This is a genomic window from Lentibacillus kapialis (genome assembly GCF_014646635.1).
GTDB lineage: Bacteria > Bacillota > Bacilli > Bacillales > Amphibacillaceae > Lentibacillus > Lentibacillus kapialis.
In genome coordinates this window covers 1-13,681 of record NZ_BMNQ01000001.1, presented here as the reverse complement: position 1 = coordinate 13,681, position 13,681 = coordinate 1, and the positions used below count along the sequence as shown (strand labels likewise).

Here is a 13,681-nt window from a genome sequence, read left to right as displayed (position 1 = left end):
GGCATGTTCCGGAAAGGCTGAGAAATTTGATATATATTTTATTGATTGGCGGATTTTTACTTCTAATAAAAGGCGCCGATTACTTTGTGGATGGTGCATCCAGCATTGCCCGGGCACTTCACATATCACCACTGTTAATCGGATTGACCATCGTGGCGTTTGGGACAAGCTCGCCAGAGGGAACCGTAAGTATCGTTGCCTCGCTCGAGGAAAGCGCGGGTGTTTCGATCGGGAATGTGATTGGGAGCAACATTTTTAATATTACACTCGTTGTGGGTCTGACTGCCGTTCTTAATCCGCTGATTGTTAAACGCGAAACCATTCGCAAGCAGATCCCTTTTACACTGGTGGCAAGTGTGGCCTTTCTGGTCCTGATCAGTGATGTGGGGCTCCAGTCAATGAGTGAAAACCTTATCACAAGAAGTGACGGTATAATCCTGCTGCTTTTCTTTGCGATTTTTTTATACTATTTATTTGAGGTTGCACGGACGTCCAAGGAAGAAGAGTTAAGCGAACAAAGCACCGATGATAAAGCAAATTCATGGGGAAAAAACATTATCCTGACTGTCGGTGGTCTCGCAGCCATCATTTTTGGCGGGGAGCTTGTTGTCAGCAATGCAAAGGAAATAGCCATGTCATTCGGCATGAGTGAAACCATGGTCGGTCTGACCATCGTTGCGGTCGGCACCTCCCTTCCCGAACTGATAACATCCGTCACGGCAGCCGTCAAGAAGGAAAGCGAAATTGCCGTCGGAAATATAGTCGGAAGCAATATTTTCAATATACTGCTCGTACTCGGGACATCATCGGTCATTTCGCCACTCCAAGTTGATGATCAGGTATTCACAGATGCTCTGCTGATGATTTCCTTGACCGCAGTTCTGCTTCTGTTTTCAAGAACCAGCTATCAAATAGGAAAAACCGAGGGGATTGTACTAACCATTGCTTATGTATCCTATATGACTTTTGTGATTTTAAGAAACGTAATGTAGCCGGAAGACATATAAGTAGCCGCCAGCTGTCGTAGTGACGGCTACTTTTTTCAGGCTAGCGCTCCGAAATCCGCTCAAACGCGTTCCTCCTCGTTGCCCAGTCACAAAACGCGTAAATAACGGCATAAATCGGGATGGAATAAACATACGTCCACCCTGTCATTACATAATAACCAAGCCATACAAAAATTGGCTCTCCGACAAATGCTGTCAGTAATCCGTAGAAAATTCCCTTTTTCCACGATGCAATGTGCGGTTTCGTCTGAATCAAAAACATAATGGTCACAGGCAGCAAGGAGAAGTGATAAGGCGCCCATGCCGGAAATGTTGGCGTAACCTTGCTGTTATAATGCCACAAATCAAGCGAAATACCTACGTAATCCAAGCACATTCCAATAATAATCGAAAATAATCCCGCATATAAAAGCCGGTGAGTGCTATCTTTTTTGCGATAAAGGAACCAGAATATCCACGGAGCGATTGTTAATGAAGCACCTATCCACCATTCCGTATGCAAAAAAATGTGATCCAGCCAAAATTGCATAAACTCATCATGCAGCTGCTGAAACCGGTCAAAAAAACCGTCCATAACTTCTTTTTGCTGTGATTGATGCATTTTAATCCCCTTCAATGTTGAACATTATCCTAATAGTTTGTTCAACAAGAAGTAGTTTGTATACAGCCTCAATAGCTAAAACTCACTATATGACATCAGTTTCTGTCTTGTTTTATTGGCATACTTATTGTAAACTTGAATTAAGATATGGTATGAGAGAGGGATCAACCTCTCCCATGGGTGACTTAGAGCTTCTCCTTTTTGCCCAAGGAGTTGCTCTTTTTCTTTTTGCGATAATTCAATAAAACAGCCATTAAGTTAATAATGGCTACAGCCAAGTTAATTATCGCTGCCGGAAAAAACAGCCACGGCTCCATATCTTACCACCCCCCTTCATCAGGGGTTGTCTTTATTCTAACTTATCTTACACGCAATTGCAAACGTACGTTCCCATCATTCAAGAATGGTTGAATTTGGATTCGTGCCCAAGCAATCGTCATATCATTATGTTTCCTGCCCAAACAGAGCTTATATTTTTCAAAAATGGTTAAGCGGTAATTATTTGAAGCAATGCTGCTGGAGAGCTTCAATCCTAATAAGGCAGGATGTCATTTAGCAAAATTATTTTATATTTCTAAAATCCCGACGCTCATTTGCTCATTTGTTTTTAAAAATGTTACTGGAACAGATCCTTCAGCCTTCCCCAAAACCCTTTTTGATTTTCTGCTTCCGTATCTTCGTTTGTGTCAAGTTCTTCCATCTCAATTGCTTCGGTCTTCAGTACGAATTGCACGACATCAATCTTTTTATTTTTATCCGATACAAATGATTGTGGTTCAAAATCAGAAGCATCGTATTCATCCATCATCTTATCAACCTCTGATTGCATTTCACCTGGCAAGTCACTTGTTCTCTCCTGCAATTTCTCTGTTCCATTTTTCAACTCGCTTGCACCACTGTTCAGCGATGAAGCTCCCCCTGCAAGATCCTGAATACCGGCATCAAGATCCTTATAAGAAGCCGCCAGATTGCCGACGCCATTCGTATATTCCACGAGACCGTTATGGAATCCTTGGTATTCGGAGGCAAGTGATGACAGTCCATTCTGCAGGTCCTTTATAGCTTCTATCTGATCCATACTTTGCAAACCCGTTTCAATTTTGGAAGCCGTTGTTTCGGCTTTATCAGCCATTTTTCTGATACCACCAGAAACATCATTCAAGGTTCCCTTCACAGAACCGAATGCTTCCCTGACACTTTCATATGTCCCCTTCGCTTCACGGGCTTTCCGGTATGTCTCAATCAGTTGACTTACAACTTCTTCATAGTTCGCATCATCTTCACTTTGCGCTTTTATCTGTTCTTTGAGCGCCTTAATTTTCTTGTCACTAATTTGATAATCCGGAATATTATTCATCGCTTGATCCAAATTGTTAAATGCCTTGTTATAACTTTCCTTCAACGTATCCAATCCATCGGCAGATTCACGCAAACGACCAGCGAGATCACGCAGTCCGCGTGGCAATGCTTTAAGCTCACTTATGTCCGGTGCTTCAGGCACACCGCCCTGCACTGAGTTATTTATCTTGTTTAAGGCTTCGCGAATACTGGCAGAGCCATTAACCAGCTTATCTGAAGACTGATCAAGTTCATTGATACCGCTCCGGTAATCACTCGATCCGCTGCTCAAATCCGAAGCGCCGGCACTCAAATCATTTATCCCGCCGTTTAAGTCGCCTACACCTCGGTTGATGTCACTGATCGCATCAGATAGTGACCTCATATCACTTTTTACCCCGTCCAAATCCGGATCTTCAATCGGCATAGAAGCTGGTGTGGCAGAAATATCAATCGGATCCATCTCAAAATCCGTGACATTGGCTGACACGATAAATTCTTCCTCTTTTTCCGGCATCACGGTGAACGTAACTTGCGTATCTTTTCCGGAAGTGGCCTTCGTACCATCCGGTGCCTGAATATCGTCAAAGATTGCCGGACTCATCGTCAATGAAATTTGCATCATATAGTTTTCGAAAAACACTTGATCCATCGATTCATTTGCAGACGTGGCAATCCGCAGTTCCAAAGCACCGCTTTTACCTGCCAGTTCATCGGGGGCAACTTCTTCTCCGTCCAGCAAATACGTGATATCAATATTCCATGGGAGCGCACGGTTTTTCACGTCACCCTGATAATAAAATTCCCCATCTTTTGCTTGAAACCGAACTTTATCACTATCATCAACCTGTTCGATGTCATTTAAGTTGCTCAGGTTACGCACGTTTGTATAATCGCCGTGATCAACAATTTGACCAGGCTCTGTGACGTGAAATGTATTGACTACATACATGTCCTGCAGTGCACCGCCAGCATCAAGGCTGCCATATATTGCCTCGTCTTTGGCGGAATACTTGCCGGCTTGTGCACCCGACTTGTCTCCGCCATTATTATCTTCAGCTAAAGCGGCTAAAGGCGCTGAGCCAAATACCAGCAGCGTACACATTAATAGAATCGCTAATTTTTTTGCCCGCATAGCATCACTTCCCCTTAAAAAAATTTGGTTTCCATGTTGTTTTTTCTATAATCCGATCCAATACGAGCAACAAGGCCGGCAGGAAAAGCACAACCAGCAGAAACGCCAGTAACGCGCCGCGCCCCAGTAACAGCCCGATCGATGAAACAATTGGATCGCTTGATGTCGCCCACAGGATAAAGCCGACACTGGACAAAATTGATGCCGATACACCAATTGAGAAAATCTTTTCATTGATGGTTGTTTTGATTGCTGCCATCGCACTCATTTTCTTACGGTTTTGCGTATAACTTTCCGTTAGTAAAATCGCGTAATCGACTGTAGCAGCAAGCTGGACCGTACTGATGATCAGATATCCGATATACACGAGTGATGAGCTGGTAAAGTACGGAACCGATAAATTAATCCAGACAGCAGACTGAATTGTAAGCAGCAACACAACCGGAATAGAGAGTGAGCGGAATGTAACGAGCAGTACAATGGCAATCGCCACGACCGTCAAGACGTTCACGACCGTATTATCCTGCTCCACAATGTTCTTCATATCATACAAGGTAACACTTTCCCCGAGCGCATGATAATCATCACCGTAATAATCCGCTGCAGTATCACGCACATCTTGCACCAAGTCAAAGGCTTTACTACCTTCGTTATCGGTAGCCGTATTTAGCGTAATCCGGCTATAATTTTCCGAAAAGAACTGTTCTGTTTGGGATTTATCAAGATACTCCGGTGGTATGCCCGCCCCAACGGTATCGACATATGAGACCGTGCTTTTTACCGCATTAAGATCATCAAGTTCCTGAACAAGTTCTTCTTCCCTGCCAAGATCACCTTTAGGTACGAGCAGCACCACCGGCGTAAATTTGCCGAATGATTCTTCAATTTCCGCCGCATCAACGCCAGCCCTTGTATGGTCCGGATGTCCGCCCGTTCCATAAAGGAAATTAGTTTGGCTCTGTGCCAGAAAAGCCGGCACCATCATAAGCAACACCATGAGAAGCACAGGGATGCGCAATTTCATGACATGTTTTCCGATACGGTAAACACTCGGCATAAATGGTCGGTGCTGTGTTTTATCAATCCACTTGTAAAACAGAAGCGTGAGTGCCGGGAGAAATATGATGACACTGATGAAACTGAGCAAGATTCCTTTTACCAGGTTCAGGCCCAAGTCAGCGCCAAGCCCAAACGCCATAAACGTCAAGGCTGTAAATCCGAAAAATGTCGTTGAAGCACTCGCTGCAATCGCCGGAAATGACCGCTTTATCGCCAATTTCATCGCTTCTGTCGGATTGTCAGTCTCTTTCCGATAATCATCAAAACTATGAAGCAAAAATATCGCATAATCAAGCGACACCGCCAGCTGTAAAATCGGTGCCACTGCTTGAGTAACAAACGAAATCTCACCGATAAAGATGTTCGTTCCTAAGTTGATCAGGACAGATACCCCAATCGCCGTCAGGAAAAATACAGGTTCGGCCCATGACCGTGTTGATAATAGCAGAATCAAAATGACAACGGGAACAAGAATTAACGCGGCATTCATCGACTCCTGACCTGTCATTTTCTGCGAGATTGCCGTATCAAGCGCATCCCCTGACATCGCATTCTTTTCTCCGATTAGATCATAAATGGCATTTGTCGTTTCCACTTCTCTCCCTTCTTCAATATGGAAGGAATATAGCGCATTGCCATTCTCGTAGTATGACTCAACAGTATCCGTACCTGCCATTTCAATCGGCTTTTTAATATCAATCGCGTCATCAAGCCACATCACTTCAGAAACGCCGTCAACCGCCTCCAAGTCTTCCTTGAAGGACAATGCCTCCGATATGCTGACATCCTTCATCATGACCCGGGTATTGGCAACCGCCCCGTCAAATTCCTCATCCATGATATCGGTCGCTTCTATGGATGGTGTATCATCCGGCAAATAGTCAACCATATCGTGATTGACCGGTACGCCAAATTGCACCACTGCACTGATAATCGTCAGCAATAAGAATGTGATCACAATCGATTTTTTATATGTTATCATGCGTGCTATTATATTAATCAGTGTTCATCCTCTCTTGCATCATTCATTCGAACACGATAACATTATACGCGACACGGTGTTGGATTTACAACAAACAGTTTTTTTACTTACGTACAAAATACAACAGACCAAAAAAATGTGTTGTTAAATAATAAAAAGAAAGCGTGACGATTTTATGAACGAAAAACTCGACCGACGGAAGAAATATACCCGTATGGTCTTAAAAGACAGTTTGATTACATTATTGAAAGTGAAACCAATTTCTGCAATTACCGTCAAAGCAATATGCACAGAAGCTGATATCAACCGTTCGACTTTTTACAGTCATTACCATGATCAGTTTGATTTGCTGGAGCAAATAGAGGAAGAGCTGATTGCAGATTTAAACGCTTACTTAAATCAATACAATTTTGAGCAGGAAGCCGAAGCACTGAAAATGACCGAAAAGCTTTTGGAATACGTTGTCTCTAAGCGTGATATTTGCCAGACACTTCTTAGCGGGAATGGGGATCATTCCTTTGAGCGCCGTGTAATGGACGTTGCCAGAACATTTCTGACCAAAAGCTGGACGAAGAATAATGACTTGGACACGGAGTTATCTGAATATGCAGGAACCTTTCTCATCAGCGGAAGTATCTACGTTATCAAGCACTGGCTGGCCAACGAAATGGATAAGTCTCCGAAACAGATGGCCGAGCTGATCAACAGTTTCAGGTTTAGAGAGTGACGTGCTGTTATAAGGATAAAGCGGATCGGGGTTGGATGTTTAGCGCAAGGATTACGTGCAAAAGCGTAGGGTATTACGTGAATCTACCTTGTTTCGCGAAGCCTCTTTTCCCCAATCGTTCGTGTTTTTTAAAAAAACGCCTGTAAAATAGTAACAATCATTATAATTGACATAAAAAGTTGAACATTTTAAACATAAATGATACCATTTGTTCGTAAATCATAAAATCATATCCCCATATATTCTCGGTAATATGGATTGGGAGTTTCTACAGAGTAACCGTAAATTACTCTACTATGGACGGTGCTTCTTCTATACAAAAGACCGCCGTTCGCGGTCTTTTTTGTTTTTCGGCCACCATTCATAGGGGGAGGGGAAGGAGCATCAGGATGGAAATATTAAAAGACATAATGGCAGCGATCAGCGGTGTGCTTAACGGGCTGCCGCAGGGTTTGCTTGCCATGTCATTCGGTTTCGCCTCCGTACCAACAGCTCTGGCATTTATCGTTGGAGCCTTTGGTAACACCCTAACAAGTAACGTTGCCGTCATTTCATTTCAGGCGGAAACCATTACCGTGGCAGGCACCATGGGGAAAAACATTCAGGAACGTCTGTCGATGATTTTTTTCGGGGCGTTCATTATGCTGTTCATTGGTCTGTTCGGTTTAATGGGGACTATTATTGACTGGATCGGGCCGGTGATTACCAATGGCATGATGGCAGGTGTCGGGATTATGCTTGCCAAAGTTTCCTGGGATATGGCGAAAAACGACCGGGTTGTCGGCATATCATCGTTTGTCAGTGCACTGCTCATTTATATTGCCACCAAAGATCTTGTCTACACCATTACCATATCCGTGATTCTGTCCAGCGTTATTAACTACTTTGCTGAAAAAGATAAAACCGGTATTCCCGAGGAGACAACCAAGGAAAAATTCAAGCTGCAAAAGCTGATGGTATCACCTATGATCATACGCGGTGCACTGGCCATGGTCTGTTTAAATATCGGTGCCAATATTGCTTTCGGAAAAATCAACGGTGAAATTGCTCAAACCGACGTCAATATTGATACAATCACAATCATCAGCAGCCTTGCTGATATGGCGTCTTCTTTATTTGGCGGCGGACCGGTCGAGGTTGTTATTTCCGCGACTGCCGATGCGCCGCATGCTGTCTTAGCAGGTGTCATCATGATGGTGCTGATGGCAACTATATTATTTCTGAAGCTCTTGCCTAAAATCGGCAAATTTGTCCCAAGTTCCTCCATCGCCGGTTTTTTATTTGTACTGGGAGCGATTGTGACCCTGCCCGATAACGCACAGGCCGCTCTTACTGCAGAAGAGGCCGGATCCAGTCTGATCGGCGGCATGACCATGGTGGTGACTGCCATTTCAGATCCTTTTGCGGGCATGCTTGCTGGCATCATTATGGCGTTTCTATTAGACATTTTTGGACTCTAAAAATCTATCGGAGGTATACACATGAAAACCTATGAACTGAGAGTCGCTGGCGTAACGCGCGAACTCCCTATAATCCCAATCAATGACAATTTAAGCATCGCCAGTTTTGTCATCCTCGGTGATACAGAATTGGTTACAGCTGCTGCGCCTTCTCTGGCACGAGAGCTTCCTGACGTGGACATATTAGTGACAGCTGAAGCTAAGGGCATTCCATTTGTTCACGAACTATCCAAAGTTCTTGGCATGGCACGTTATGTTGTGGCCAGGAAAAATATTAAAGCCTACATGGATCACCCGTTGGCCCATGAAGTCAATTCCATCACCACACAAACATCACAGGTGTTATGCCTGGATTCACCCGATGCAGAGCTAATCAAAGGCAAGCGTGTCGCTCTACTTGACGATGTCATCAGCACCGGTGAATCAATGCAAGCACTTGAAGAACTGGTCCAGAAAGCTGGTGGTAATATTGTCTCAAGAGCAGCTATTCTGGCTGAAGGTGAAGCGGCTGAACGGAAGGACATAACATTCCTGGAAAAATTACCAACCTTTTAGCACAGAAATAGGCTCTTTATACTATTATCGAAATAAGTTCTGAAAATAGGGTACGGTTAAGAAAATATTACCGTTTTAACTTCCCTCTTTTTCGGATTTCATTTCGATTATAGGGATGATCCTTAAGCGAAAGGGTGAGGATACTTGTAAGATTCGTCATAACATTGTATCTGATAACATACAAGAATTATTTCCTGTACTCTTGCTCTCCAATCTTCACCAGCAACTTCCCGATATTCTTTCCCCTAAACAAATCCAGGAAGGCTTCCGGAATATTTTCAAAGCCTTCGCGAATGGTTTCGCGGTAGGTAAGTTCCCCTTCCTGGAGCCACTTACCAAGCTGTTTGGCACCTTCTTTGAAACGGTCGGAATAATTCCCGATCGTGAAGCCTTGCATCAGAGCACTTTTCTTAATCAGAATTTGCTGGACACGCAAACCAATATCCTGTTCTTCCTTATTGTAGGACGAAATAGCACCACATACCGGAACGCGTGCATTACGATTTAATTCTGTCATGACAGCATCTGATATCTCCCCGCCAACATTATCGAAATACACATCAACGCCATCAGGACAAGCGCGCTGCAAATCAGCTTTGATATCATCTGTTGTACGGTAATTAATGCCTTCATCAAAGTTCAGTTCCTCTTTCAAAAAGTTGATTTTTTCATCGGATCCGGCAATGCCGACGACGCGTGCCCCTTTGATTTTGGCAATTTGTCCAACAGTCGAACCAACTGAACCGGCTGCACCTGAAATGACAACTGTTTCACCTGCTTTTGGCTTGCCGATATCCAAGAGACCAAAATAGGCGGTTAAGCCGGTCATGCCCAATATGTGCAGGTTTGTAGTGATGGGCGCAATGGATAGGTCGATTTGCCGCACTTCATTTTCACCGGCAACATAGTACGTCTGCCAGCCGAACATGCCCATTACGACATCGCCTGCTTTGTATTGATCTGATTTTGATTCAAGCACTTCACCTATCGAACCGCCCTCAATAACCTGATGAAGTTTAAACGGCTCGACGTATGATTCCACGTTTTCCATTCTCCCTCTCATGTACGGATCAACGGAAACATACAGTGTTTTAATTAGAACCTGACCATCTTTCACATTTTCAAGATCTTTTTTCACAAATTGAAATGTATTCTTGTCGGGCATACCTTCTGGCCGTTCAGCTAAAATAATCTGGTTATTGTCTCGTGCCATGTGAAATCTCCTTTGCCTTAAAGTGACGTTTAAATCTTTCACCTTCTATGGTAGTGGACATCGCGTATTTGTACTAACGTCAGAAAGTATAAATGATGGATGACCTTATAAGAAAAGCTTCGGCATTCGCTATAAGACGAGGCGAATGCCGAGTTTTTCTAACAGTAATCAGCATGCTGCATTAGTGTCTAAATATAATTGGGTAGAATTCATAGATTGACAGATCTCAACATCCCATTCGTCGATTATAACACTCTGAGCAAGGAAGATTCTGAACTTAACTGATATTCTAAGTTGAGTTTTCAATTTTTTCGCTCCGCTTTCTTAGTATTCAGTCCCAATTATCATTCACTTGCATAGGCTAATGAAAAAGTGGAGGTATCCCTATGTACAGAAATCAATACATGTATACAAACCCTTCCTATTATCTCTGGGCACCGATCCCTAAGTCTGATGACAATCATGACGGAGCTTATTCAAATGTCCGACAGCAGGCAAGCGTGGAGGACGTTATGCAGCGTCTCCGTTCTGAACACAGTGATTTGTATTCACAGTTTGAGCAGGCAGGAATGAACAGACAAATTACCGAATATGTTTTTTTCTTTGTGGTCAATTATACACTGAACCAGGCAGACACGAGCAAATCAGCTGATACAATTTATCAGCAATTTAAGCAGCAGGTTCCATGGTTTCCCTATTTTGTCAGGCAATTTGGCGTATCACAGAATTTGATGGACCGCGTGTTGACACAGGTAATCGACATTGTACTGGAAATACTGGGCACTAACAGTGATCAACAGCCCGGTCAGGGGTGGTCCGGCTGGGAAACCCTTGACGGCACTTTAACATCGGCGCCGGCGGTTTCATCGTGGGGAAATAATCGCTTGGATGTTTTCGCCCGCGGTACAGACAATGCCCTGTACCACATTTGGTGGAATGGCTCGAGTTGGAGTAACTGGGAAAACCTTGGCGGTCAGTTAACATCAGAGCCGGCAGCTGTTTCCTGGGGTCAAAACCGGATTGATGTGTTTGGTCGCGGGTCCGATAATGCACTGTATCATAAATGGTGGAACGGAGCGAACTGGAGCCATTGGGAAAACCTTGGTGGTACACTTACAAGCGGTCCAGCTGTTTCATCCCGCAGAACGAATCAGCTAGATGTATTTGTCCGCGGAAACAGTAACCGACTTTACAAGCGGACTTGGAATGGATCGAACTGGGAGAATTGGGAAGATCTCGGCGGCAACCTTAACTCGGAACCCGCAGCTGTCTCGTGGAACTCGAGCCGCATTGACATCTTTGCCAGAGGACAAAATAACAATTTGATTCATAAGTGGTACAACGGCAGCTCGTGGAGTAATTGGGAAAGTTTGGGCGGTACGTTGACAAGTGCCCCGGCTGTTTCGTCAAGAAGATCAAACCACTTGGAAGTTTTTGTGCGCGGCACAGGCAACGAGCTTTATCAGCGGAAATGGAACGGAACAAGCTGGAATAGGTGGCAAAATCTTGGCGGCCAATTATCTTCCGGGCCGGCAGCGGTTTCCTGGGGACCAAATCGTACCGATGTTTTTGCCAGAGGACAAAACATGAATTTGATCCATTTATGGCAGGGTCAATAGTTTTTTGAATACAAAAAGGAAGCACCCATTTGCTTAAAACGGTGCTTCCTTTTTGTAAGTTATACAGGTTTTGCTTCACTCTCATCTGTTAATTCCAGCGCTTTTGCGGTTGTCGCATGCAAGTCGCGGATAAGATCCGGATGATTCCTAAGTGATACACCATAAGACGGGATAATCTCTTTGATTATTGGCTCCCACTCATTTAAACGGTCCGGGAAGCATTTTTCGATCACTTCAAGCATGATTGAGGCCGCTGTTGATGCCCCCGGTGACGCACCAAGTAATGCAGCAATCGAACCGTCTTCGGAATTAACGACTTCCGTACCGAATTGAAGTGTGCCTTTGCCGCCTTTCTCAGTATCTTTTATCACCTGCACGCGCTGTCCTGCAGTTACGAGATCCCAATCCTCACTTCTGGCGTCAGGTATGAACTTGCGCACTTCGTCCATGCGCTGTTCTTTCGATAACATCAGTTGGCGGACCAAGAACCTGGTAAGCTGCATGTTTTTCGCACCGGCAGCCAGCATAGTAAAAGCATTATTCGGCTTAACCGAACCTAATAAATCCATGTTTGACCCGGTTTTCAGGAATTTTGGTGAAAAGCCGGCGTACGGACCAAACAACAGTGTTCTTTCACCGTTGATATAGCGCGTATCCAGATGTGGAAGTGACATCGGCGGCGCACCGACTTCGGCCTTGCCGTATACTTTGGCATCATGCTGTGCCACGACATCCGGATTATTGCACACCATAAACAGACCACTTACAGGGAAGCCGCCAACATGCTTACTTTCGGGAATATTCGTTTTCTGCAGTAATGGCAAAGCACCGCCACCACCTCCGATAAAAACGAATTTCGCTGTATGATATTCGAGAGTATCTTCTTCATAATTGCGCACTTTCACTTCCCATGAACCGTCATCAATCCGTTTTATATCTTCTACATCGTGATTATATCGGATATTAACATTTTGTTCTTCTAAATGCTTCAGCAATTTACTGGTCAGTACACCGAAATTGATATCAGTACCTGTGTCAATCTTCGTAGCTGCGATTGGCTGATCAACATCCCGATCCTTCATAACAAGCGGAATCCATTCTTCTAGTTTTTCCGGGTCATCGGAAAACTCCATCCCCTCAAACAGCGGGTTTTCAGTCAGCGCTTCAAACCTCTTTTTTAAAAAATCCACATTGTCTTTCCCATGTACCAGACTCATATGCGGAAGCGGTCTAATAAATTCCCCCGGGTTATCAATATGGCCGCTATTAATCAGGTGAGACCAGAATTGTCTTGATTCCTGAAACTTTTCATTAATATTCAAGGCTTTACTGATATCTATCGATCCGTCCGATTTTTCGGGCGTGTAGTTAAGCTCGCATAACGCAGAGTGCCCCGTCCCTGCGTTGTTCCATACATTTGAACTTTCCGCACCGGCGCTTTGTAGCTTCTCAAAAACGGTGATGTTCCAATCTGGTGCCACTTCCTTTAAGAGTGAAGCCAATGTCGCACTCATAATGCCCGCGCCAATCAGGATAACATCTGAGGTCATCTGTTTATTACTCATTTTTTTCATCCTTTTCCCGTTAAGATTTGCAGAAAGGATGCGCTCTAATTCCGGCGTCACATATAGAAAACTTGGCTTATCGCCAAGCTTTAATGGCGAAAGCCTTAGTTGCACTTATGCAGTAAGAAAGAATTTATATTTTCTTAACTGCCAAAAAGGACGCAATCCAACCGCCCATCTTTTCTGAACCAATATACTTATTACAGTGTATCATTATTATCTATAGAATAAAATATTTATTTACTAATCACCCATATATGCCGCAATAATCCGGCAGAAATCGATATATTAAATCCTGAATTATTCATAGCTTCACGTCATATCCTTCAGTGATTCCGTTATGACGGCACTTTTGAGCATTGATACTGATCACCCAAAAAGTGAAATTGAAATAAATGAAAAAGAGCCCAACCTTTGGTA

At 43.9% G+C, this 13,681-nt stretch carries 11 protein-coding genes and 1 riboswitch; of the genes, 5 read left to right on the top strand and 6 right to left on the bottom strand.

Annotated features, from left to right (window positions below; translation table 11 throughout):
* The first annotated feature begins 26 nt into the window (after positions 1 to 26).
* Positions 27 to 992: a calcium/sodium antiporter gene (locus IEW67_RS00050; RefSeq protein WP_188631011.1), complete on the top strand. Its 966-nt coding sequence runs from the start codon at positions 27 to 29 to the stop codon at positions 990 to 992.
* Positions 993 to 1,047: 55 nt separating this feature from the next.
* On the opposite strand, the gene IEW67_RS00045 is transcribed toward IEW67_RS00050, so the two are convergent.
* The 4 genes from IEW67_RS00045 to IEW67_RS00035 form a co-directional block, all read right to left on the bottom strand.
* Positions 1,048 to 1,608: a CBO0543 family protein gene (locus IEW67_RS00045; RefSeq protein WP_188631010.1), complete on the bottom strand. Its 561-nt coding sequence runs from the start codon at positions 1,606 to 1,608 to the stop codon at positions 1,048 to 1,050.
* A gap of 185 nt (positions 1,609 to 1,793) precedes the next feature.
* Positions 1,794 to 1,925, bottom strand: coding sequence for a hypothetical protein (locus IEW67_RS18295; RefSeq protein ID WP_268238632.1), 132 nt, complete (start codon positions 1,923 to 1,925; stop codon positions 1,794 to 1,796).
* A gap of 299 nt (positions 1,926 to 2,224) precedes the next feature.
* On the bottom strand, positions 2,225 to 4,081 hold the full coding sequence (locus IEW67_RS00040) for a YhgE/Pip domain-containing protein (protein ID WP_188631009.1): 1,857 nt from the start codon (positions 4,079 to 4,081) through the stop codon (positions 2,225 to 2,227).
* A 4-nt stretch (positions 4,082 to 4,085) separates the two neighbouring features.
* The gene (locus tag IEW67_RS00035; RefSeq protein ID WP_188631008.1) at positions 4,086 to 6,122 is read right to left on the bottom strand and encodes an efflux RND transporter permease subunit; all 2,037 of its coding nucleotides are present in this window, start codon (positions 6,120 to 6,122) and stop codon (positions 4,086 to 4,088) included.
* Between the two features lie 175 nt (positions 6,123 to 6,297).
* On the opposite strand from IEW67_RS00035, the gene IEW67_RS00030 reads away from it, so the two are divergent.
* The 3 genes from IEW67_RS00030 (at position 6,298) to IEW67_RS00020 (ending at position 8,864) form a co-directional block, all read left to right on the top strand.
* A complete protein-coding gene (locus IEW67_RS00030) occupies positions 6,298 to 6,849 on the top strand; it encodes a TetR/AcrR family transcriptional regulator (RefSeq protein WP_188631007.1) in 552 nt (183 codons plus the stop codon).
* A 215-nt stretch (positions 6,850 to 7,064) separates the two neighbouring features.
* A riboswitch (purine riboswitch) is annotated at positions 7,065 to 7,166 on the top strand.
* A 72-nt stretch (positions 7,167 to 7,238) separates the two neighbouring features.
* Entirely contained in the window at positions 7,239 to 8,309 is a 1,071-nt protein-coding gene (locus IEW67_RS00025; RefSeq protein WP_188631006.1) for an NCS2 family permease, read from the top strand.
* A gap of 21 nt (positions 8,310 to 8,330) precedes the next feature.
* A complete protein-coding gene (locus IEW67_RS00020) occupies positions 8,331 to 8,864 on the top strand; it encodes a phosphoribosyltransferase family protein (protein ID WP_188631005.1) in 534 nt (177 codons plus the stop codon).
* Positions 8,865 to 9,051: 187 nt separating this feature from the next.
* Here the strand turns inward: IEW67_RS00020 and IEW67_RS00015 are convergent, their stop codons facing one another.
* Positions 9,052 to 10,077: an NADP-dependent oxidoreductase gene (locus IEW67_RS00015; RefSeq protein WP_188631004.1), complete on the bottom strand. Its 1,026-nt coding sequence runs from the start codon at positions 10,075 to 10,077 to the stop codon at positions 9,052 to 9,054.
* A 386-nt stretch (positions 10,078 to 10,463) separates the two neighbouring features.
* Between IEW67_RS00015 and IEW67_RS00010 the strand changes: the two genes are divergently transcribed.
* Positions 10,464 to 11,696 (top strand): PLL family lectin, encoded by a 1,233-nt coding sequence (locus tag IEW67_RS00010; protein ID WP_229671623.1) that lies wholly within the window; start codon positions 10,464 to 10,466, stop codon positions 11,694 to 11,696.
* A gap of 59 nt (positions 11,697 to 11,755) precedes the next feature.
* Here the strand turns inward: IEW67_RS00010 and IEW67_RS00005 are convergent, their stop codons facing one another.
* Positions 11,756 to 13,261, bottom strand: coding sequence for a malate:quinone oxidoreductase (locus tag IEW67_RS00005; RefSeq protein ID WP_188631003.1), 1,506 nt, complete (start codon positions 13,259 to 13,261; stop codon positions 11,756 to 11,758).
* Positions 13,262 to 13,681: the final 420 nt, after the last annotated feature.

What these genes read in the sequence shown, in the direction of transcription:
- IEW67_RS00005 (WP_188631003.1), bottom strand. Translation starts at nt 13,261, where the DNA reads ATGAGTAATAAACAGATGACCTCAGATGTTATCCTGATTGGCGCGGGC.
- IEW67_RS00045 (WP_188631010.1), bottom strand. Translation starts at nt 1,608, where the DNA reads ATGCATCAATCACAGCAAAAAGAAGTTATGGACGGTTTTTTTGACCGG.
- IEW67_RS00030 (WP_188631007.1), top strand. Translation starts at nt 6,298, where the DNA reads ATGAACGAAAAACTCGACCGACGGAAGAAATATACCCGTATGGTCTTA.
- IEW67_RS00025 (WP_188631006.1), top strand. Translation starts at nt 7,239, where the DNA reads ATGGAAATATTAAAAGACATAATGGCAGCGATCAGCGGTGTGCTTAAC.
- IEW67_RS00010 (WP_229671623.1), top strand. Translation starts at nt 10,464, where the DNA reads ATGTACAGAAATCAATACATGTATACAAACCCTTCCTATTATCTCTGG.
- IEW67_RS18295 (WP_268238632.1), bottom strand. Translation starts at nt 1,925, where the DNA reads ATGGAGCCGTGGCTGTTTTTTCCGGCAGCGATAATTAACTTGGCTGTA.
- IEW67_RS00040 (WP_188631009.1), bottom strand. Translation starts at nt 4,081, where the DNA reads ATGCGGGCAAAAAAATTAGCGATTCTATTAATGTGTACGCTGCTGGTA.
- IEW67_RS00015 (WP_188631004.1), bottom strand. Translation starts at nt 10,077, where the DNA reads ATGGCACGAGACAATAACCAGATTATTTTAGCTGAACGGCCAGAAGGT.
- IEW67_RS00020 (WP_188631005.1), top strand. Translation starts at nt 8,331, where the DNA reads ATGAAAACCTATGAACTGAGAGTCGCTGGCGTAACGCGCGAACTCCCT.
- IEW67_RS00035 (WP_188631008.1), bottom strand. Translation starts at nt 6,122, where the DNA reads ATGATAACATATAAAAAATCGATTGTGATCACATTCTTATTGCTGACG.